The organism is Duganella rhizosphaerae (assembly GCF_040364205.1).
Taxonomy (GTDB): Bacteria; Pseudomonadota; Gammaproteobacteria; order Burkholderiales; family Burkholderiaceae_D; genus Rugamonas; species Rugamonas rhizosphaerae.
Window position 1 is genome coordinate 503,052 of sequence record NZ_BPWK01000002.1, and the last position, 20,544, is coordinate 523,595.

At 64.2% G+C, this 20,544-nt stretch carries 12 protein-coding genes; 9 read left to right on the forward strand and 3 right to left on the reverse strand.

Annotated elements, in window-relative coordinates; genetic code table 11:
• The first annotated feature begins 11 nt into the window (after nucleotides 1-11).
• The 4 genes from RUGAMON1_RS06140 (at nucleotide 12) to RUGAMON1_RS06155 (ending at nucleotide 6,962) form a co-directional block, all read left to right on the forward strand.
• Nucleotides 12-809 carry a carbon-nitrogen hydrolase family protein gene (locus RUGAMON1_RS06140; protein ID WP_445229660.1) on the forward strand — a complete coding sequence of 266 codons (798 nt, stop codon included), beginning with the start codon at nucleotides 12-14 and terminating at the stop codon, nucleotides 807-809.
• 52 nt (nucleotides 810-861) lie between these two features.
• Nucleotides 862-2,322, forward strand: a complete 1,461-nt coding sequence (gene tldD / locus RUGAMON1_RS06145) for a metalloprotease TldD (RefSeq protein ID WP_445229661.1) — start codon at nucleotides 862-864, stop codon at nucleotides 2,320-2,322.
• A gap of 368 nt (nucleotides 2,323-2,690) precedes the next feature.
• A complete protein-coding gene (aroG, locus tag RUGAMON1_RS06150; RefSeq protein ID WP_445229662.1) occupies nucleotides 2,691-3,770 on the forward strand; it encodes a 3-deoxy-7-phosphoheptulonate synthase AroG in 1,080 nt (359 codons plus the stop codon).
• 279 nt (nucleotides 3,771-4,049) lie between these two features.
• Nucleotides 4,050-6,962: a TonB-dependent receptor domain-containing protein gene (locus RUGAMON1_RS06155; RefSeq protein ID WP_445229663.1), complete on the forward strand. Its 2,913-nt coding sequence runs from the start codon at nucleotides 4,050-4,052 to the stop codon at nucleotides 6,960-6,962.
• Nucleotides 6,963-7,042: 80 nt separating this feature from the next.
• Here the strand turns inward: RUGAMON1_RS06155 and RUGAMON1_RS06160 are convergent, their stop codons facing one another.
• Together RUGAMON1_RS06160 and RUGAMON1_RS06165 are read right to left on the reverse strand one after the other, a co-directional pair.
• The gene (locus RUGAMON1_RS06160) at nucleotides 7,043-9,712 is read right to left on the reverse strand and encodes a TonB-dependent receptor (protein ID WP_445229664.1); all 2,670 of its coding nucleotides are present in this window, start codon (nucleotides 9,710-9,712) and stop codon (nucleotides 7,043-7,045) included.
• 448 nt (nucleotides 9,713-10,160) lie between these two features.
• Nucleotides 10,161-12,965, reverse strand: a complete 2,805-nt coding sequence (locus RUGAMON1_RS06165) for a TonB-dependent receptor domain-containing protein (protein ID WP_445229665.1) — start codon at nucleotides 12,963-12,965, stop codon at nucleotides 10,161-10,163.
• 558 nt (nucleotides 12,966-13,523) lie between these two features.
• On the opposite strand from RUGAMON1_RS06165, the gene RUGAMON1_RS06170 reads away from it, so the two are divergent.
• The 5 genes from RUGAMON1_RS06170 to RUGAMON1_RS06190 are packed head-to-tail and all read left to right on the forward strand — an operon-like array spanning nucleotide 13,524 to nucleotide 20,073.
• A complete protein-coding gene (locus RUGAMON1_RS06170; RefSeq protein ID WP_445229666.1) occupies nucleotides 13,524-15,308 on the forward strand; it encodes an ABC transporter substrate-binding protein in 1,785 nt (594 codons plus the stop codon).
• Nucleotides 15,309-15,310: 2 nt separating this feature from the next.
• Nucleotides 15,311-16,249 (forward strand): ABC transporter permease, encoded by a 939-nt coding sequence (locus tag RUGAMON1_RS06175; protein ID WP_445229667.1) that lies wholly within the window; start codon nucleotides 15,311-15,313, stop codon nucleotides 16,247-16,249.
• Nucleotides 16,246-17,352 carry an ABC transporter permease gene (locus RUGAMON1_RS06180; RefSeq protein ID WP_445229668.1) on the forward strand — a complete coding sequence of 369 codons (1,107 nt, stop codon included), beginning with the start codon at nucleotides 16,246-16,248 and terminating at the stop codon, nucleotides 17,350-17,352. The genes RUGAMON1_RS06175 and RUGAMON1_RS06180 overlap by 4 nt, the downstream gene beginning before the upstream one ends.
• Complete coding sequence (locus tag RUGAMON1_RS06185) at nucleotides 17,352-19,091, forward strand: ABC transporter ATP-binding protein (protein WP_445229669.1); 1,740 nt, start codon at nucleotides 17,352-17,354, stop codon at nucleotides 19,089-19,091. Before RUGAMON1_RS06180 ends, RUGAMON1_RS06185 begins: the two co-directional genes overlap by 1 nt.
• A 25-nt stretch (nucleotides 19,092-19,116) precedes the next feature.
• Nucleotides 19,117-20,073 (forward strand): VTT domain-containing protein, encoded by a 957-nt coding sequence (locus RUGAMON1_RS06190; protein ID WP_445229670.1) that lies wholly within the window; start codon nucleotides 19,117-19,119, stop codon nucleotides 20,071-20,073.
• On the opposite strand, the gene RUGAMON1_RS06195 is transcribed toward RUGAMON1_RS06190, so the two are convergent.
• Complete coding sequence (locus RUGAMON1_RS06195) at nucleotides 20,070-20,540, reverse strand: hypothetical protein (protein WP_445229671.1); 471 nt, start codon at nucleotides 20,538-20,540, stop codon at nucleotides 20,070-20,072. The two genes, RUGAMON1_RS06190 and RUGAMON1_RS06195, sit on opposite strands and share 4 nt — an antisense overlap.
• Nucleotides 20,541-20,544 lie beyond the last annotated feature (4 nt).

Genomic DNA, 20,544 nt, shown 5'->3' on the forward strand with positions numbered 1-20,544 from the left:
ACGGGACAGCCATGAATACAGTCGCCGCAGTACAAATGATTTCCTCGCCGTCCGTGACGGAAAATATCGCCACCGCGCGCCGCCTGGTCACCCAGGCCGCCGAGGCTGGCGCGACCCTGGTGCTGCTGCCGGAATACTGGGCCATCATGGGCTTGCAGGACAGCGACAAGGTCGCCGTCGCCGAGCCGCTGGGCCAGGGACCTATCCAGGACTTCATGTCCGCGCTGGCCAGGGAGCTGGAGATCTGGCTGATCGGCGGCACCTTGCCGCTGGCGTCCGAGGATACGGAAAAAGTCATCAACACCACGCTGGTCTACAACCCGCAGGGCGAGCACGTGGGCCGCTACGACAAGATCCACCTGTTCGGCTTCACCAAGGGCACGGAGTCGTACAATGAATCCAGGACCATCGTGCCGGGCCGGCATGTCGGTGTGTTCGAGGCGCCGTTCGGCAAGGTCGGCATGTCGGTCTGCTACGACCTGCGCTTCCCCGAGCTGTACCGCGCGATGGGACCGGTGGCGCTGATCGTGGTGCCGGCCGCGTTCACCTACACCACCGGCCTCGCGCACTGGGAAATCCTGCTGCGCGCGCGCGCCATCGAAAACCAGTGCTATGTGCTGGCCGCCGCGCAGGGCGGCACCCATCCGAACGGCCGCCGCACCTGGGGCCACAGCATGCTGATCGACCCGTGGGGCGCGGTCAAGAGCGTGCTGGCCGAGGGCGAGGGCGTGGTCCACGGCGACATCGACCTGATGTTCATGGACAGCGTACGCCAGAGCCTGCCGGCACTGAAACACAGGACCATGTAACGGCGCATGTGAACTCCGCTACAATTGCACCACACTCTTAGAAGACACCATCATGAAGCCATTTGAACCGAATCTGTCCACCCTTGCCGTAGCGCGCGACATCCTGCTGACGCCGTTCGGGCTGGACGAAGCCAAGCTGCTCAAGACACTGGGCTCGATGTTCACCCACAAGGTCGACTACGCCGACCTGTATTTCCAGTTCACCAAGAACGAAGGCTGGAGCCTGGAAGAGGGCATCGTCAAGACCGGCAGTTTCTCGATCGACCAGGGCGTCGGCGTGCGCGCCGTGTCGGGCGACAAGACCGCCTTCGCCTACTCGGACGATATCTCGGAAGCGGCCCTGATGGATGCGGCCTCGGCCACGCGCACCATCGCCCGCGCCGGCGCCGGCAAGATCAAGGTGGCCAGCGCGATGACGCCGACCGGCGGCCGCTCGCTGTACCTGCCCAACGATCCGCTGGCGTCGCTCGACGCGACCGCCAAGGTCAAGCTGCTGGAGCGCATCGAGAAGATGGCGCGCGCCAAGGACCCGCGCGTGGTGCAGGTGATGGCCAGCCTGGCCGGCGAATACGACGTGGTGCTGGTGGTGCGCAGCGACGGTGTGCTGGCGGCCGACATCCGCCCGCTGGTGCGCGTGTCGCTGACGGTGATCGTCGAGCAGAACGGCCGGCGCGAGATGGGTTCGTCCGGCGGCGGCGGCCGCTACGACTACGGCTACTTCAGCGACGCCCTGCTGGAAGAATACGCGACCGACGCCGTCAAATCGGCGGTGGTCAACCTGGACGCGCGTCCGGCGCCGGCCGGTCCGATGACCGTCGTGCTGGGACCGGGCTGGCCCGGCATCCTGCTGCACGAGGCGATCGGCCACGGCCTCGAGGGCGACTTCAACCGCAAGGGTTCGTCGACCTTCTCCGGCATGATCGGCGAGCGCGTCGCCGCCAAGGGCGTGACGGTGGTGGACGACGGCACGCTGGCCGACCGCCGCGGCTCGCTCAACATCGACGACGAGGGCAACCCGACCCAGTGCACCACGCTGATCGAGGACGGCATCCTGAAAGGCTACATCCAGGACACCATGAACGCGCGCCTGATGAAGATGCCGGTGACCGGCAACGCCCGCCGCGAATCGTTCGCCCACCTGCCGATGCCGCGCATGACCAACACCTACATGCTGGGCGGCGACAAGGACCCGGCGGAGATTTTGGCCTCGGTCAAGAACGGCCTGTACGCGGTCAACTTCGGCGGCGGCCAGGTCGACATCACCAACGGCAAGTTCGTGTTCTCGGCCAGCGAGGCCTACATGATCGAAGACGGCAAGGTGACCTACCCGGTCAAGGGCGCCACCCTGATCGGCAACGGTCCGGAAGTGCTGAACCGCGTCTCCATGATCGGCAACGACATGCGCCTCGATCCGGGCGTGGGCGTGTGCGGCAAGGAAGGCCAGAGCGTGCCGGTGGGCGTCGGCCAGCCGACGCTGCGCATCGACGGCGTGACCGTCGGCGGCACCGCTTAAAACCTCGGGGGTCAGATCTGACATTCGGACACGAGCTCTGCCGTAGGACACCGTTACGGCAGAGCTCGTGTCCGAATGTCAGATCTGACCCCCGCTGTTCCCGCTGTTGGAGCATGAGCTTATAGCCATAAACTACTTGCCAAGCCGTTGGCAATAGCGTTATAGTCATTCCAATACTTTCGGAACACCATCATGACCCGCTTCTTCTTTACCACCTACTTTTACTTTAGCGATTCCAACCTCGAGGCGGTGGAGTAGCGGCCGGTGCACGTAGAAGCAAAGACGAGTTCCCGCAAATTCCTGAAAAACCGCCTCCCGAGGCGGTTTTTTTTTACCCTGATTTTTTGATTCATTACCTGGAGAACAGCATGCCCCGTACCGATGATTTGCGCATCCGCGAAATGAAGGAATTGACGCCGCCGTCCCATCTGATCCGCGAATTCGCCTGCACTGAAAACGCCGAGCAGACCGCGGCCGACGCCCGCATCGCGCTGCACCGCATCCTGCACGGCCAGGACGACCGCCTGATGGTCGTCGTCGGCCCGTGCTCGATCCACGATCCCAAGGCGGCGATGGAGTACGCGCGCCGCCTGGTGGTGCTGCGCCGCGAACTGGCCGGCGACCTGGAAATCGTCATGCGCGTGTACTTCGAAAAACCGCGCACCACGGTCGGCTGGAAGGGCATGATCAACGACCCCTACATGGACAGCAGCTTCCGCATCAACGACGGCCTGCGCATGGCGCGCGAGCTGCTGCGCGACATCAACGAGTTGGGCTTGCCTGCCGGCACCGAATACCTGGACGTGATCAGCCCGCAATACATCGCCGACCTGATCAGCTGGGGCGCAATCGGCGCCCGCACCACCGAATCGCAGGTGCACCGCGAGCTCGCTTCCGGCCTGTCGTGCCCGGTCGGCTTCAAGAACGGCACCGACGGCAACGTCAAGATCGCGGTCGAGGCGATCAAGGCGGCTTCGCAGCCGCACCATTTCCTGTCGGTGACCAAGGGCGGCCACTCGGCCATCGTGTCCACCAACGGCAACGAGGACTGCCACATCATCCTGCGCGGCGGCAAGGCGCCGAACTACGACGCCGCCAGCGTCGACGAGGCCTGCAAGGCGATCGCGGCCCAAGGCCTGGCGGCGCGCCTGATGATCGACGCCTCGCACGCCAACAGTTCGAAGAAGCCGGAGAACCAGGTGCCGGTATGCGCCGACATCGGCCGCCAGGTGGCGGGCGGCGACAACCGCATCGTCGGCGTGATGGTCGAATCGCACCTGGTGGCGGGCCGCCAGGATCTGGTGCCGGGCAAGGAACTGACCTACGGCCAGTCCGTCACCGACGGCTGCATCGACTGGGACAGCAGCGTGCAGGTACTGCACGGCCTGGCAGCCGCCGTGCGCCAGCGCCGTCTCGCCACCCTGGCGGCGGAGTCTGCATCCAAGTAACAGACCTGCTACGGTTACATTCAAGATACAAAGGGACCCAATGGCTATATGGGTCCCTTTGTTTTTGCGGATCGCTATCAATAGTGTTGTAAGAACCACGAATGTGACACGAGTTCGATTGACGTTATCTTCCGGACATGTTTTTATATAAAGCATGGGGTGGTGTCGTCGAACACCCTCCCACGTTAATTCACCTGTCCTGTTTTTCAGAGCGACCGGTTGCCATTCCGGCAGCGGGCGTAGGACAGGTGTGTCCAAAAATAATAGCGGAGGTAAGTCATGATTCAAGAAAGAATGCTGTCGCGCTCCTTGCGATTGATGTTTTCGGGCGGCGCCATCGCCGGCCTGGGCTGGCTGGCCCTGCCGGCCATCGCGCAAGACACGGCAACCGACAAGCAGCCCATGCAACGGGTCGAGATCACCGGCTCGGCGATCAAGCGCATCGCCAAGGAGGGCGCGCTGCCGGTGCAGGTGCTGACCAGCGCCGACATCAAGCAGAGCGGCGCCACCTCCGCGACCGACCTGATCCAGATGCTGCCGTCGATGCAGGGCTTCGTGCCGGCCTCCAGTTCGGTCAACGGCGGCGGCGCCGGCGTCACCACGGCGGCGCTGCACTCGCTGCCGTCGAAGTACACGCTGGTGCTGCTGGACGGCCAGCGCCTGGCGCCCAGCCTGCTCGGCACCGGGCAGGGCGGCGGTTACGCCGTCAACATCGAGAGCATCCCGCTGGAGGCGGTGGAACGGGTCGAGATCCTCGGCGACGGCGCCTCCGCGCTGTACGGCTCGGACGCGATCGCCGGCGTGGTCAACTTCATCCTCAAAAAGAACATGACCAAGGGCGAGGCCTACGCCACCTACGGCCAGCCGCGCAAGTCCGGCGGGCGCTGGTCCAGCGCCGGCCTGACCAAGGGCTGGGGCGATCTCGACACCGACAAATTCAACATCCTGTTTTCCTACAGCCATGACGAGCAGCAGCGCCTGACGGCCTTGCAGCGTCCCTTCTCGGCGCAGGGCGCCTTCTTCAAGTTCGGCAGCGGCGGCAAGCAGTACTGGTTCGACCAGCGCACCGGCAATACCGAACCGGCCAACATCACCTTCAACGTGCGCCCGCGCGGCTCGGCCAGCACGGTCGAGACCAGCGGCGTGGCGATCAATCCCTACCTGGCCGCCAACGGCAATTGCGGCGGCCCGCTGGCCGGCCCGCTGGGCACGCAGTGCCGCTTCAACTATGGCGCCACCGTCGAGGACGTGCCCGGCTCGCGGCGCGACAGCGGCCTGCTGAAGGGCACCTGGCAGCTCAACGAGGACACCAGGCTGTGGGGCGAACTGGTGTTGTCGAGCTATTCGATGACCGCGCAGTACGCGCCGTCGGCGCAGCCGATGGGCGTCAACTCCACCGACCGCTTCCCGCAGCTGTACCAGCGCTACATCCAGCCCTACCTGGACGCCAACAACCTGGAGAACCCGACCGGCGACGGCACGCTGGGCTACCGCTCGGTGCTGATCGGCGGCCGCGCCGACGAGTACATCACTGACGCCCGCCACTTCGCGCTCGGCGTCGACGGCAACGCCTGGGGCTGGAACTACAACGCCAGCCTGATCCTGTCCGAGAACAAGATCAAGGACAACGCGGCCGGCGGCTACTCGGACTTCGACAAGCTCAACGCGCTGGTGGCGTCGGGCGTCTACGATCCGGTGATGGGCACCGGCGCCGACCAGCTGCGCGGCGCGCTGGTCAACGGCACCACCTTCTCGACCAACACCTCCAAGCTGAACACGCTGCACGCGGGCGCGCAGCACGACCTGTTCAGCCTGCCGGGCGGCACCTCCATCGTCTCGCTGGGCGGCGACTATTCGAAGACGCATTACCAGATCGCCTACCATCCGACCATCCTGGCCAATTCCGGCTACGCCAGCCAGCCGGCGTCGGCCAACTACCCGGTGGGCGGCAACTACGGCCAGGTGCCGTTCGACGCCCGCCGCGACAACTGGGGCGTCTACGGCGAGGTGCTGCTGCCGCTGGCCAAGACGTTCGAGGCGACCGTCTCCGGCCGCTATGACAGCTACGACAAGACCCATAGCGACTTCATCTTCGCCAAGCTGGCCGACGCCAGCGGCCTGCGACCGCAGCTGGCGTCCGGCGAGGTGGGCAATTCGTTCAGCGCCGGCACCTACAAGGTCAGCGCGCGCTGGACCCCGGTCGAGTCGCTGCTGCTGCGCGCCGCCTACGGCACCGGCTTCAAGACGCCCAACATCAGCGACATCGCCGGCGCGCCGACCTTCTACGGCAGCACCGCCGGCAGCTACGCCTGCCCGTTCCCCGGCTCACCCGGCTGCCAGGTTGGCCAGGCGCAGTACGACCTGCTGACCGGCCCGAACGGCGCCAGCGGCAGCGAAGGCCTGCAGCCGGAAAAATCCAAGCAATGGACCTTGGGCGGCCGCATCGAGGCGCTGCGCGGCCTGTCGCTGGGACTGGATTTGTGGAATGTGCAGATCCGCAACCAGGTGCTGTCGGCCGGCGTGCCGGAGCAGGTCGGCTTCGCCAATCCGCAGCAGTACCAGCGCCTGTTCGTCAATCCGTATCCCGATCCGGCCGGCTACACCACGATCGGCTACCTGCAGGCGCCGATCAACGGCGGCGTCGCCAATTACCGCGGCGTGGACTGGGACTTCAGCTTCCGCAACAAGTCGCCGGTCGGCGACTGGAAGGCGGCCTGGACCGGCACGTATATGATCAAGCAGAACTACACCACCCAGGCCGGCGGCGACATCAATTCCAACCTGGGCCGCTTCGGCCCGGACAACGGGGTGGTGTTCCGCGTGCAAAGCAACCTGGCGCTGAGCCTGACCAACGGCAAGCTGACCAACACGCTGACGGCGCACTACAAGTCGGGCTACCACGACCAGGCGTATCCGGTGGACACGGCGATCTTCGCCGTCAACCCGGACGGCAGCGTGGGCGACTCGGTGGCCTTCGGCGGCTTGTGGACGCCGTCGTACACCACCGTCGACTGGCAGGGCAAGTATGACTTCGGCCGCTTCACGCTGACCGGCGGCATCAAGAACCTGTTCGACCGCAATCCGCCGCTGACCTTGCAGAACGCCGGCGGCGGCAACCAGCTGGGCTACGACGGCCGCTACACCGACCCGGCCGGACGCTCGTTCTACCTCACCGGCAACTACAAGTTCTAAACGCCCAAAAGAAAGTGGCGATGCACCGGCCGCGGCCGGGGCATCGCCACCAGGGCTATGCTGAGATTAACTGAGCAGGCTTAGAAGGTGTAGCTGGCGCGTGCGTACAGGGCGCGGCCGACCGGATCCGTGTAGCGTGGATCGTAACCCTTCTGGAACAGCGTACCCTGGTTCGAGAACGGCGGTTCCTTGTCCAGCAGGTTCTTCACGCCGGCGGTCAGGCTGACGCCCTTGAAGCCGGTGTAGGTGCCCGACAGGTTCCACAGCGCGTACGACGGCACGCTGTTCAGGTACTTGGTCGCGATGTCCAGGTTCTGGTCGGTGTAGCCGGATTTGTACGATTGCGCCAGCGTCGCGCTCCAGGTGCCCATGCGCCAGTTCAGCGCGGCGTTGTGCTTCCAGCGGAACACAGGATTGTTGGCGGCGTAGCGGCCGACGTTCTGGATGAACGGACCGTCGCGCTCGTCCTGGTACTCATACTTGTGGACATAGGTGCCGTCCACGGTCAGCGTGAAGTTGCCGTAGGCCGTAGGGTTCGAACGCAGCGTCAGGCTCATGTCGACGCCGTCGGTGTTGACCTTGCCCAGGTTTTCCTTCAAGTCCAGGATGGCGAACGGCGAGCCGTCCGGATTGCGCAGGAAGCGCGCCTGGTACTTGGCGTAGTCGCCATAGATGGCTTCTTCCGGCAGCGCGTTGATCTTGTCCTTGAGCTTGATGTTCCAGTAGTCCAGGGCCAGGGTCGCCTGCGGAATCGGCTCGAGCACGATGCCCATCGCGAAGGTCTTCGATTTTTCCGGGCTCAGGCTAGGATTGCCGCCTTGCAGCTTGAACTGTTGCAAGTCGCAATCGCGCAGCGGGTTGGCGATCGGGTTGGTCGACAGCACGCCGCCCGGGCACAGCACAGGATCGTTGTACGAGTTGTTGGTGTCGTTCTTCGAGCGCGGCGCGTTTTTCTCGAACAACGTCGGCGCGCGGAAACCGGTCGAGGCCGAACCGCGCAACAGCACTTGCTTGGTCGGCTGGTAGCGCACGCCCAGTTTCGGGTTGGTGGTGCTGCCGACGTCGCTGTAGTTGTCGTAACGGGCGGCGAACTGCACTTCCAGGTCCTTGATCAGCGGCATGTTGAGCTCGCCGAAGATGGCCTTGATGGTGCGGTCGCCCGCAGTCGACTGCGAACCCGACAGGCCGGAGCTGGCGGCCTGGCCGGCGATGTCGCGGTTGACGAAGAAGTCCGCCTCTTCGCGGCGCAGTTCGGCGCCCACGGCCACCGCCATCTTGCCGCCTGCCAGGTCCATCAGCTCGCGGCTGGCCTTGGCGTCGATGCTGGTGTTGCGGGTCTTGCCGTTCTGGACCTGGCCGCGCAGCGCGGTGCTGTCGAGGTAGGTCTTGCCGGCCGCGTCCTGCAGGCCGAACGGGTTCAGGATGCCGTTGGCGACGCCGGCGGCGAAACGATCGTCGCGCACGTAGCCGCCGGTGAAGTATTCGGCCGAGCGGCTTTCGGACAGCGTGAAGCCGGCCTTGTAGTCCCAGTCCTTGTACAGGCCTTCGGCGGCGATGCTCAGGCGGTCAGCCGCGCCCTTGGAATTGATGGTGCGCTGGCCGGCTTCGGTCGGACGCCAGTTGACCGACAGCGGGTCGCCCGACAGGCCAGGCATGGCCGGCACGCCGCCCGAGTTGCCCGGATAGTATTTGCTCGACTTCGGCAGGATCAGGCCGGTCTGCGGCGGCGGCGCGGTGTGCGACACCACATCGTTTTCCGCGTGCAGGTACTCGATCGAGGCCTGGTGGTCATTGTTGATCTTGAAGGTGGCCTTGCCGAAGAAGGCGGTCTGCTTTTGCGCCGGCAGATCGTCGATCAGGCGGGTGTAGTCCTCGCGGCAGGTGCCGTTGCTGGCGCGCGGCACCGACAGCGGCGCGTCGCAGCCCTTGGCGAAGCCGGGGTTGCCGGTGGCGCCCGAGGTCGGATCGAAGTAGTTGCCCGGATAGGTGGTGCCCGAGGTCAGGTTCAGGCCGCGATCGGGAATCACGCCGGTCTTGGAGAACTCGCGCTGCTGCGAGGTCAGAATGTCGAGCTTGTGGTAATCGAACACGCCGAACACATTGAAGCCGTCGGCATCGAGGTCGCCGTAGCCGGTCGACAGGTTGAGGCGGTGCTCGTCGGCGCCGACCTTGCGCGGGGCGACCGCTTCGGCCGTGATGGTGGTGGTCTTGACCGAGCGCTTGGTGATGAAGTTGATCACGCCGCCGATGGCGTCGGTACCGTAGATCGCCGAGGCGCCGTCGCGCAGCACTTCGACGCGTTCCAGGGCCGACACCGGAATGATGTTCAGGTCGACGCTGGCGCCGTCATACGGGTGGTTGGCGATGCGGCGGCCGTTCAGCAGCACCAGGGTTTTGTCGCCGCCCAGGCCGCGCAAGTCGGCGCTGGCCTGGCCGCCGGTCGGCAGGCCGCTGCTGTTGCCGCCGACCACGTTGCCGGAGCTGAAGCTGGAGCTGTTCGACGGAATGCGGTCCAGCACTTCCTGGGCCGTGGTCAAGCCTTGCTTGACGAAGTCGTCCGATTTAAACACGGTCAAGGGGTTGGCCGTTTCCGACACCAGGCGCTTGATCGACGAACCCGTCACTTCGACGCGTTGCATCGGCTGGTCGGTGGTTTGGGCTTGCGCCAGTGTCGCGATCAGGCCCAGGCCCAGCAGTCCGCCGGCACACACCAGGCGCACGGATCGCGCCAATACTGTTTCAACCATCATTATTTCTCTCTCCCATTTGAAAACAATGAACACCAAGTAAGTACTGTCTTTTAGGTCTTATGCAAAGAACCAGATGTTCCTTGCTTCTTCATCAGAGCATCTGCGCGTCTTTACTGTCAACGAGCAAACGTTTACGAATGAACAAAGTTGCGGTGTTTTGGGGAGCAGGCATGCCGCATTAAATTTGGGCAGGAAAACGCTCTAATTCGGTGCGGAACGCTTCTCAGTACATAAAACATTGTTTGAATGTTAAAAAGAAGGGAAAGTATTGCAGTGGCGTCGCGGGCGTGCAACAGGCTGGTGCGCGGGGAGGGGCGGAAAGCAGGGGGGAGTCCGGATACCGGACGTTACATTAATGCGACAGTTCAGGCCGGTAGAAACCTAAAAACCCCGTCTTCCGAAGAAGACGGGGTGGAGCGGCAACCGGCGGTGAGCCGGTCGTCGGGGCTTAGAACTTGTACGACGCGGTCAGGTAGAAGGTACGGCCCAGTGGATCGGCGTAGCGGCCGTCGTAGCCCACCTGGTTGCCGCCGCCCGAGTTACGCACCGAGAACGGCGGGTCCTGGTCCAGCAGGTTCTTGATACCGGCGGTCACGGTCAGGTTCTTGATGTAGTTGGCCTTGACCTGGTAATCCACGGTGGTGTACTCCTTGACGTCGCGTTCCATCCCAGCCACGCCGCCGATGCTGCCGTCGGCGTTGACCACGCGCACCGCTGCGTCGTCCGCAGTCAGCACCTTGTCGTGGTAGCCGGAGCGGTAGTTGACGGTCAGCGAGTTGCTCAGCTTGTCGGACGTTTTCAGCGCGAACACCAGCTTCGACACCACGCGGAACACCACGTCGTCGTAGGAGTCGAAGCGGCCGATCGATTTTTCCGTGCCGACGCCAGGCACATCCTGCTCAGCCTTGAGCATGTAGGTACCGGTCCAGTTCACGCTGGCCTTACCGATCGGCGTGGCGGCGCGGAAGGTGCTGTCCCAGTCCAGGCCGCGGAAGTGCGACGACGCCAGGTTCAGCGGCTTGCGCACCGCCACCAGCACATTGCTCTTCTGGATAGGATCGGCGTACACCGTGATGTACTGGTTGGCCAGCACCGGATTGGTGAACAGCTGATCTTGCGAGAAGGTGCGGATCTGGTTCTTCAGCTTGACGTCCCACATGTCGACGCCGAACGAGATCATGGTGCTAGGCTCCAGACGGAAGCCGAGCGTGGCTTGCTTGGACTCTTCCGCTTTCAGCGCGCCGGCGCCGGTGGCCGGGTTGCCGCTGTCGAGCAGGCCGTATTCCGACGAGCCTGGACGGCAGTAGACGAAGCGCGGATCGCCGGCAGCCTTGATCGGGCAAGGGAAGGCGTTCGACGAGCCGGCGTTCTTCAGCGGGTCGGCGATGTTGTTCATCGTCGGCGCCTTGAAGCCGGTGCCGTAGGAACTGCGCAGCAGCAGCGCCTGGGTCGGGGTGTAGCGCACGGCCAGCTTGTAGGTGGCCTTGGCCACGTCTTCGCCGACCTTGCCCGATGGCGAAGCTTTGCCGGTGGTGTCGTAGCTGACGTTGTTCTTGTCGACTGCCGCGTAGCTGTCGTAGCGCACGGCGGTGGTCGCTTCGAGGTTCTTGGCGATTGGCATCAACAACTCGGCGAAACTACCCCAGTTGTTGCGGCTGGCGTCGAGCGCCTGCGAACCTGTGCCGCCGCCGATTTCCACGTCGGTCCAGCCTGGATTGCCAGGTCCCGGGCCCATGGCGATCTTCGCTGGCGTGTCCTGGTAGGTTTGCTTGGTGAAGTCGGCGCCGACGCCCAGCGACGCGGCGCCGCCCGGCAGGTCGAACACTTCACGCGAGGCGTGCGCGCTGACCACGTCGATCTTGGACTTGGTCACGTCCAGTTCCTGGCGCAGCACGGCCGGGGCCAGCAGCGCGGCAGCGCCGGAGGTGGAGACGAAGGGATTGTAGGCGCCGGTGCGGACCAGTTCCTCGAACTTGTCGCCGCTCATGTAACCGGCCATCGCGCGGTCGGTCTGCTTGTTCTGCGAATGGGTGAAGGCGCCGCCGACATCCCAGCCCGCGTAGGAGCTGTCGATGCCGAGCACGAAGTGGGCGGCGTCGGTGCGGTACTCGTCGGTACGGCCGCCGGCGTCGGCGCCGCGGTAGTACCACAGCGCGTCGGTGACGTCGGCGGAGTTGATGCCCTGGCCGGCCAACAGCGGCACGACGCTCTTGTTGTAGGCGCCGATGTAGCTGTTATTGATGGTTTTCACACCCGACACCGGATCGGTGCTGAACACCGTCAGCGGTTGGGCGGCCGGCGCGTAGCGCGCGGTGTTGGTGAACTTCGACAGCACCAGTTCGCTGAACACGGTGGTTTCCTTGCCGAAGCGCATTTTGCCCGAGGCGAACACGCTGTCGCGCTTCAGTTCAGGCAGCAGCTGGACGGTGGAGGCGTAGTCGAAACGGCAGGCGCCGCTGCGCGAGAAGGTGTGCGGCTGGGTGCACGAACCTTTGTTCAGCAGGTCGGTGTTGAGCACGACGTCGTCGTCGGCGGTCACCACTTCGACGTTGGCCGGGGTCGAGTTGATACTGGTTTGCCAGGTGGCGTATTGCTTGCCGTTCTGGGTGAATTTGTGCACGCCGGAGTTGGCGAAATCGCGCTGGCTGGCGTTCAGTTCCTTCTGCTCGTCGTGGCTGTAGGCCAGCAACACGTTGTAGCCGTCGGTCTCCAGATCGCCGAAACCTTTGGTGATGGCGATGTTGGTGCTCTTGCCGCCCGATTTTTGCGGCGCGTTGACGGTGCCTTCGATGGTCAGGTCGTGCTGGTTTTTCTTCAGGATGAAGTTGATCACGCCGGCGATCGCGTCCGAGCCGTACAGCGTCGAAGCGCCGTCGGTCAGGATCTCGACGCGTTCGACGGCCGACAGCGGAATGCTGGCCAGGTTGACCGCGCTGCCGGTGCCGTAAGGCGCCATGCGGCGGCCGTTCAGCAGCACCAGCGTGTATTGGGTGCCGATGGCGTGGATCGAGGCGGTCTGTACGCCGCCGCCGCCGCCGTTGACCGAAGCCGACGAGGTGATGAAACCCTGCATCGACGGCAGTTGCGCGACCAGGTCGGCCACGTTGTTGGCGCCGCTCTGCTCGATATCGGCGCGGGTCAGCGTCTGCACTGGCAGCGAGCCTTCCTTGGCGATACGTTTGATGGACGAACCCGTGATCTCTACGCGGGCGACGTTGTCGGTGTCGACGGTCTGCGCCACTGCGGCATGCATACCCAAAACCAGACCGCCGGCGCACATCAGGCGCACAGAGCGGGACAATACAGTTTCAACCATCATTATTTTCTGCTCCCAATTCAAAACGAAGAAATACACACTGTGATTTGTTTTTTTTATCGGCGATGTTTTGCCGTTCGAAAAAAACACTGACGTTCTTTTCATTTGGTCATCAGATCACTCGGCGACATTTGCTGTCAACGGACAAACTTTCAAATCGATATCTAAAGATTATTGTTTACCTATTATCAATAATGCTCCAAAAGCGCCCTGAAAAACGCTCTAATTTGGTGCGCTCAGCAAAAAAAAGACGTGAAACATTGCACAAGGATCAAAAAAGAAACGAATATCTTGTGAACTCGTTGACGGGACGTAACAAGTTGGTGCATTGCAATTCAATGAACCTACGTTCATCCTGAAATGTAGCGTTACATTTATGCGACAAACTGCCGGTCTTTGGCAAAACGCCGTTAGTTAATCGCTATCAAGCCCCCATTTCGGCCACGGAAGATTTGTTGTATTGTTTCGGCACTTACCAGCGGCTTGAGGAAGCGTATGCAGTGCATTAAATTCGCCGCCGCAATGGCAGCCGCAAGCTGGTGCCTGGCCGCGCCGGCAGCCGGGCCGACGCCGCCCAAGACCCTGCGCTACATCTTGCCGGCCGCCGAAGCGAGCTTCGATCCGGCGCTGGGACGGGATCTTTATACGGGCCACATCACCGAAGCGATCTTCGAAACCCTGTACACCTACGATTACCTGGCGCGGCCGGTCAAGCTGGCGCCGGAGACGGCGGCGGCCTTGCCTGAAGTGTCGGCCGACGGCCGCAGCTATCTGATCCGCCTGAAGCCGGGCATCCACTTCACGCCCGACCCGGCGTTCGGCGGCAAGCCGCGTGAATTGACCGTGGCCGACTACGTCTACTCGTGGAAGCGGCTGTTCGACCCGAAGCTGGCCTCGCCCAACAGCTGGCTGTTGGAAGGCAAGGTGGTGGGCCTGGACGCGCTGGCCGAGCAAGCTAAAAAGACCGGCCATTTCGACTACGACGCACCGGTGCCCGGCTTCGAGCAGGTCGACCGCTACACGCTGCGCATCCACCTTACGCATACCGATTTCAGCCTGGGCATGATCTTGGCCTACGAACCGATGGCGGCGGTGGCGCGCGAGGTGGTGGAGAAATACGGCGACAGCAAGGGCGAGGTGGCCGGCCATCCGGTCGGCACCGGCGTCTACCGGCTGGGGCAGTGGATACGCGGCAGCCGCATCGTATTGGAGGAAAACCCCGGCCATCGCGCCGAAGTGTGGGACTTCGCGCCCAGCGCCGAGGACCGCGCCGACGACGAGCGCATCGTGCGCCAGATGAAGGGCAAGAAGATCCCGCAGATCGGCCGCATCGAGATCAGCATCCAGCTGGAGGACCAGTCGCGCTGGCTGTCCTTCACCAGCGGCGAGGCCGACCTGTTCTGGCTGGACGGCCCGCTGTCGCCCAAGGGCCTGGTCGACGGCAAGCTGCGGCCGGAGCTGGCGGCGCGCGGCATCCAGCTGTCGCGCATCGTCGATCCGGTGCTGACCTATTACTACTGGAATATGCGCGACCCGGTGGTCGGCGGCTTCGGCAAGGAGAAGATCGCCCTGCGCCGCGCGATCGCGATGGCGCACGACGTCGACGAGGAAATCCGCCTGGTGCTCAACAGCGAGGCGCGGCGGCTGGAATTCCCGATCCCGCCCAGCGTGGCAGGCCACGATCCGGCGTATCGCGGCCTGCTGCGCTACGATCCGGTGCTGGCCAACCAGCTGCTGGACCGCTACGGCTACAAGAAGGGCGCGGACGGCTGGCGCACCCTGCCGGACGGCAAGCCGCTGCTGATCCACTACACCTCGCGCAACGAGGCGGCCGGCGTGCTGATGGCCGAGCTGTGGCGCAAGACCTACAACCGGCTCGGCATCCGCATGGAAAACCAGCGCATGATCTTCAGCGACATCCAGCAGGCCGAGCTGCTGTGCAAGCTGCAGACCCGCACCTACCAGTGGATGGCCGACTACCCGGACGGCGACAACTTCATGCAGCTGTTCTACGGGAAGAACATCAACCAGAACAACAACGGCTGCTACCAGGACGCGCAGTTCGACCAGTGGTACGAGGCCAGCCACCGCATGCCGCCGGGACCGCAGCGCGACGCGCTGTACCGCAAGATGGCGAGGCTGCTGGAAGTGCAGGCGGCGGCCATGCCGGCCTATTCGCGCTACCGCAGCATGCTGGCGCAACCGGGCGTGCTGGGGTATAAGAAGCATCCCATCCTGCATCAGGAATGGAAGTACATCGATATCGAGCGCAAGGATTAGGAATGTTTGCATATATTGTGCGCCGCCTGTGGCAGATGCTGCCGACCATGCTGGGCGTGGTGCTGCTGGTGTTCGTGCTGTTCAACTGGGTGGGCGGCGACCCGGCCTTCATCCTGGCCGGCAAGATGGCCAACGCCGACAGCATCGCCAACATCCGCCACCAGCTGGGCGTCGATGAGCCGTCCTACGTGCAACTGTGGATCTTCATCAAGCAGATCGCCACCTTCGATTTCGGCCTGAGCTGGGCGACCGGCGAGCCGGTGTCCCACATCATCGCCACGCGGCTGGGGCCGTCGCTGACGGTGCTGCTGCCGCTGACCGTACTGGAAACCTTGCTGGGCATCGCGCTGGCGCTGACGGTGGCCTTCGTGCGCGGCTCGCTGACCGACCGCGCGGTGATGATCGCCTGCACCGTCGGCATGTCGATCAGCATCCTGGTGTACATCATCGTGTTCCAGTACGGGCTGGCTTACAAGCTGGGCTTGTTCCCGGTGCAGGGCTGGGGCGAGAGCTTCCGGGAGAACCTGCTGCGCTACGCCACCTTGCCCATCCTGATCGGGCTGGCCGTGTCGATCGCGCCGACCCTGCGGCTGTACCGCAGCTTCGTGCTGGACGAGGTGGGCCAGGACTATGTGCGCACCGCGCGCGCCAAGGGGCTGAGCGAGCGCCGTGTGATGTGGGTGCACGTGCTGCGCAACGCGGCCATCCCCATCATCACGCATGTGATGGCCAACCTGCCGGCGTTGCTGATCGGCGCCTTCCTGCTGGAGCGCTTTTTCGGCATTCCCGGCATCGGGCGCGAGGTGATCCTGGCGGTGGAGCGCAGTGACTTCCCGGTGATCAAAGCGATCACCGTCTACGTGGCGGCGGCCACCATGCTGTTCAACCTGCTGACGGACTTGATGTACCAGGCGGTCGATCCGCGGGTGCAGCTGACATGACGGCCGTCGTGCATAACGTGTCGCCGGGATTGTGGCGCCTGGCCTGGCGGCGTCTGCGCGCGGACCGCGTGGCCATGGTGTCGCTGGCCGTGGTGGCGGCCTTCCTGTTGATGCTGGCGCTGTCCGCCAGCGGGCTGATCGTGGCCGATTGGGAGCAAGAGGTCGGCGTCAACTATGCGCCGCCCGGCTTTGTCGGCGCGCAGCAGGCGGCGCCCGCCACGCCGGTGCAGGCCGCGCAAGCCTTGCCGGACAATCCCCTCGATCCGCTGGCCGACGACATCCGCGCCTTGCGCGCGCAGCTCGCCGGGGAGGGCGCGCCCGACATGTATGGCGTGACCGATCCGTTGGCCGACGATCTCGCGCAGCTGCGCGGGCGGGCGCGGGCGGGCGATGCCGCAGCTGGCGCTGCTGGCGCTGGTCGTCTGGCGACGCTGCCCTTCGGCGGCGACAAATGGGGCCACGACATCATCAAGCAAACCATCAAGGGCGGCGAGACGTCGATCGTGGTGGGCCTGGTGGCGGCCTTGCTGGCGGTCAGCCTGGGCACGCTGTTCGGCGCCTTGTCCGGCTACTTCGGCGGCGTGGTGGACGATCTGTTCAACTGGTTCTACAGCATCTTCACCGCCATTCCGTCGGTGCTGATGATACTGGCCGTGGCCGCCGTGTTGCAGCAGAAGGGCGTGCTGACCATCGTGCTGATCCTCGGCCTGACCGGCTGGACCGGGCCCTACCGTTTGATCCGCGCCGAATACATCAAGCACAAGGCGCGCGAATACGTGCTGGCCGCCGACGCCATCGGCGCCTCGCACTGGCGCAAGATGTTCACGCACATCTTCCCGAATGTCAGCCATGTCGCGCTGGTGCAGACGTCGATCCTGGTGGTGGGCTTCATCAAGGCCGAGGTCATCCTCAGTTTCCTCGGCTTCGGCGTGCCGGTCGGCGTGGTCTCGTGGGGCAGCATGCTCAACGAAGCGCAGAACGAGCTGATACTCGGCCGCTGGTGGCAGCTGACCGCCGCCGCCATCGCCATGGCGCTGCTGGTGACGGCCTTCTCGTTGTTCACCGACGCGCTGCGCGACGCCCTCGATCCCAAGGTGAAATAATGAGCGATACCAATTTGCTGGAGATCGCCGACCTGCGCATCGCCTTCCGCACCGACCGCCGCACCACGGTGGAGGCGGTCAAGGGCGTGTCGTTCCGTGTGCCGCGCAATACCACTGTGGCGCTGGTGGGCGAATCGGGCAGCGGCAAGTCGGTCAGCTCGCTCGCCGTGATGGGCCTGCTGCCGCCGGACACCACCGTCATCGATCCCGCCAGCCGCATCCGCTTCGACGGCCGCGACTTGCTGGCCCTGTCCGCCGATGAACGACGCGCCCTGTGCGGCAAGGACATCGCGATGATCTTCCAGGAGCCGATGTCGTCGCTGAACCCGGTCTTCACGGTCGGCGCGCAGATCGGCGAAGTGTTGCGCCTGCACATGGGCATGAGCGCGGCCCAGGCGCGCCGGCGCACGCTGGAATTGCTGGACGAAGTCGGCATCCCCGACCCGGCCGTCAAGATCGACGCCTATCCCAGCCAGATGTCCGGCGGCCAGCAGCAGCGGGTGATGATCGCCATGGCCATCGCCTGCGAACCCAAGCTGCTGATCGCCGACGAGCCCACCACCGCGCTCGACGTCACGATCCAGAAGCAGATCATGGAGTTGATCGCGCGCCTGCAGAAACGCCACGCGATGGCGGTGCTGTTTATCACCCACGACCTGGGGCTGGTGGCCGAGATCGCCGACCATGTGGTCGTCATGCGCCACGGCGAGGTGCGCGAAGCCGGCCCGGCGCAGCAAGTGCTGGAGCGGCCGCAGGACGGCTACACCAAGGCGCTGCTGCACTGCCGCCCCTCGCTGGACGCGCGGCCGTGGCATCTGCCGGTGATCGCCGATTACCTGGCCGACGTCGAGCATCAGCGCGGGTTTGCCAACGACTGCGGGGGCGACATCGCCGAAGGGCGGGGCGTGACGCCCTTGCATCCGCTGGAACGCCAGCGCGGCTATCGTCCGGATGACCAGCCGGTGCTGGTGGTCAACAATCTGAGCAAGAGCTTCTATGTGCGCGAAGGCTGGTTCGGCAAGCGCGAGTTCCGGGCCGTCAAGGATGTCTCGTTCACGCTGGCGCGCGGCAAGACCCTGGGCGTGGTGGGGGAATCCGGTTCCGGCAAGACCACCGTCGGCCTGACCTTGCTGCGGCTGCACCAAGCCACGGGCGGCAGCGCCATGTTTGACGGCCGCGACCTGTTGTCGATGCCGGCGCGCGAATTCCAGGCCTACAAGCGCCGCATCCAGATCATTTTCCAGAACCCGTATGCGTCGCTGAATCCGCGCTTCACGGTGGGGCAGATCCTGCTGGAGCCGATGCGCATCCACCGCATCGGCGCCGACGACCGCGAGCGCACCGCCATCGCCCATGGCCTATTGGAAAAAGTGGGGCTGCCCGCATCTGCCTTCCAGCGCTATCCGCACGAGTTTTCCGGCGGCCAGCGGCAGCGTATCGCCATCGCGCGCTGCCTGACGATGAAGCCGGAGATCCTGGTGTGCGACGAATCGGTGTCCGCGCTGGACGTGTCGGTGCAGGCCCAGGTGCTGAACCTGTTGCAGGATTTGCAGGACGAGTTCGGCCTGTCCTACATCTTCATCTCGCACGACCTGTCGGTGGTGAAATACATCGCCGACCAGGTGATGGTGATGCACCGGGGGGCGGTGGTGGAGATGGCCGATTCGGACCAGTTGTACCGCGATCCCGCGCACCCCTACACGCGTGCGCTGCTGGCGGCGATACCGAGGCACGGTTAAGCGTTTTTTAAGATAAGATATCCATATGGCGAATTTAATCCTTTTATTGCAAGAGTACGGCGTACTGATCGTGTTTGGGATCGTGCTGGTTGAGCAGATCGGCCTGCCGATTCCCGCGTTCCCGCTGCTGATCGTGGCCGGCGCCTTGTCGATCGACGGCGACAGCAACTGGCTGGCCGTGTTGTCGGTGAGCGTGATCGCCTGCCTGATCAGCGATTATTTCTGGTTCCGCGCCGGCCGCTACTACGGCAAGCGCATCCTGCGCCTGCTGTGCAAGATTTCGCTGTCCCCCGATTACTGCGTCAGCCAGACCGAAGACAATTTCAACCGCTGGGGCCCGAAGGCGCTGGTGGTGGCCAAGTTCATTCCCGGTTTTAATACGATCGCGCCGCCGCTGGCCGGCGCCATGGGCACCAGCAACGCCGCCTTCCTCGGCTTCAGCATCGCCGGCGCCATCGTCTGGAGCGGCACCGGCATCGCCATCGGCGCCGGCTTCCACACCCAGATCGACCAGGTGCTGGAGATCCTGAGCACCATGGGCACCACCGCGCTGATCGTGCTGGGCGTGTTGCTGGTGCTGTTCATCGCCTTTAAATATGTCGAGCGCAAGCGTTTCCGCCAGTCGGTGGAGATCGACCGCGTCACCATCGACGAGCTGAAGAAATTGCTGGAGCAGGGCAAGGCGCCGGTGCTGGTCGACGCCCGCAGCGCGACGGCGCAGATGCTGGAGCCGGCCGTGCCGGGCGCGCTGCTGTTCAACGGCGGCGAGCCGATCCCGGAACTGATCGCGCTGGACAAGAACCACCACATCATCGTCTATTGCAGCTGCCCCAACGACGTCACCGCCGCCCACGTGGCGAAGCAGCTGATCAGCCACGGCTACACCCGCGCCAAGCCGCTGCACGGCGGCCTCGACGCCTGGAACGCCGCCTTCGGCACGCCCCGCGAGGTGGGCGAGGGCAATACCGCGTCGGTGGGCTAGTTTTTGGCCTGAGGCTGATTATCAATCAGCTTCAGGCTGTCCTGCTCGTAGCGGTAATAGAAAGTGCCATTCGCCCCTTGCTCGTTGCGCACCCCCCGGATGACGAGCAGCTTGCTATCGGGACGAAACTCGATAGGTACCGCGTCATAGTCCCGGCCGCAACAGACGGTAAATGGCAGCCAAGTCACCGTGCCGTTGCGCGCATCCAGTATTGCCCCCATCAAACACTCGGCTCCGCAACCCCAAACGCTCAGCACATAATGCCCAGCAAAATTAACTGGTTGCTTCGCGGCCGCGTTCAGCCTGGTGCGAAATTCCCGGTCCATCTTGGTGCGCAGTATTGGCTTGGCAACGGGGCCGGAGTAGTGTTCGCTGGTGTGGAACCGGGAAAAAGGTGGTGTCGCCGGCTCCGCTCGCCCGATTATGCTGCTCAGGACAAGCATGGCTGTGGTTAGCGGGAAAAGCATAGGT

Excerpts from the sequence above, each read along its gene's own strand:
- RUGAMON1_RS06140 (WP_445229660.1), top strand. The coding sequence starts at position 12 with ATGAATACAGTCGCCGCAGTACAAATGATTTCCTCGCCGTCCGTGACG.
- tldD (WP_445229661.1), top strand. The coding sequence starts at position 862 with ATGAAGCCATTTGAACCGAATCTGTCCACCCTTGCCGTAGCGCGCGAC.
- aroG (WP_445229662.1), top strand. The coding sequence starts at position 2,691 with ATGCCCCGTACCGATGATTTGCGCATCCGCGAAATGAAGGAATTGACG.
- RUGAMON1_RS06155 (WP_445229663.1), top strand. The coding sequence starts at position 4,050 with ATGATTCAAGAAAGAATGCTGTCGCGCTCCTTGCGATTGATGTTTTCG.
- RUGAMON1_RS06160 (WP_445229664.1), bottom strand. The coding sequence starts at position 9,712 with ATGATGGTTGAAACAGTATTGGCGCGATCCGTGCGCCTGGTGTGTGCC.
- RUGAMON1_RS06165 (WP_445229665.1), bottom strand. The coding sequence starts at position 12,965 with ATGCATGCCGCAGTGGCGCAGACCGTCGACACCGACAACGTCGCCCGC.
- RUGAMON1_RS06170 (WP_445229666.1), top strand. The coding sequence starts at position 13,524 with ATGCAGTGCATTAAATTCGCCGCCGCAATGGCAGCCGCAAGCTGGTGC.
- RUGAMON1_RS06175 (WP_445229667.1), top strand. The coding sequence starts at position 15,311 with ATGTTTGCATATATTGTGCGCCGCCTGTGGCAGATGCTGCCGACCATG.
- RUGAMON1_RS06180 (WP_445229668.1), top strand. The coding sequence starts at position 16,246 with ATGACGGCCGTCGTGCATAACGTGTCGCCGGGATTGTGGCGCCTGGCC.
- RUGAMON1_RS06185 (WP_445229669.1), top strand. The coding sequence starts at position 17,352 with ATGAGCGATACCAATTTGCTGGAGATCGCCGACCTGCGCATCGCCTTC.
- RUGAMON1_RS06190 (WP_445229670.1), top strand. The coding sequence starts at position 19,117 with ATGGCGAATTTAATCCTTTTATTGCAAGAGTACGGCGTACTGATCGTG.
- RUGAMON1_RS06195 (WP_445229671.1), bottom strand. The coding sequence starts at position 20,540 with ATGCTTTTCCCGCTAACCACAGCCATGCTTGTCCTGAGCAGCATAATC.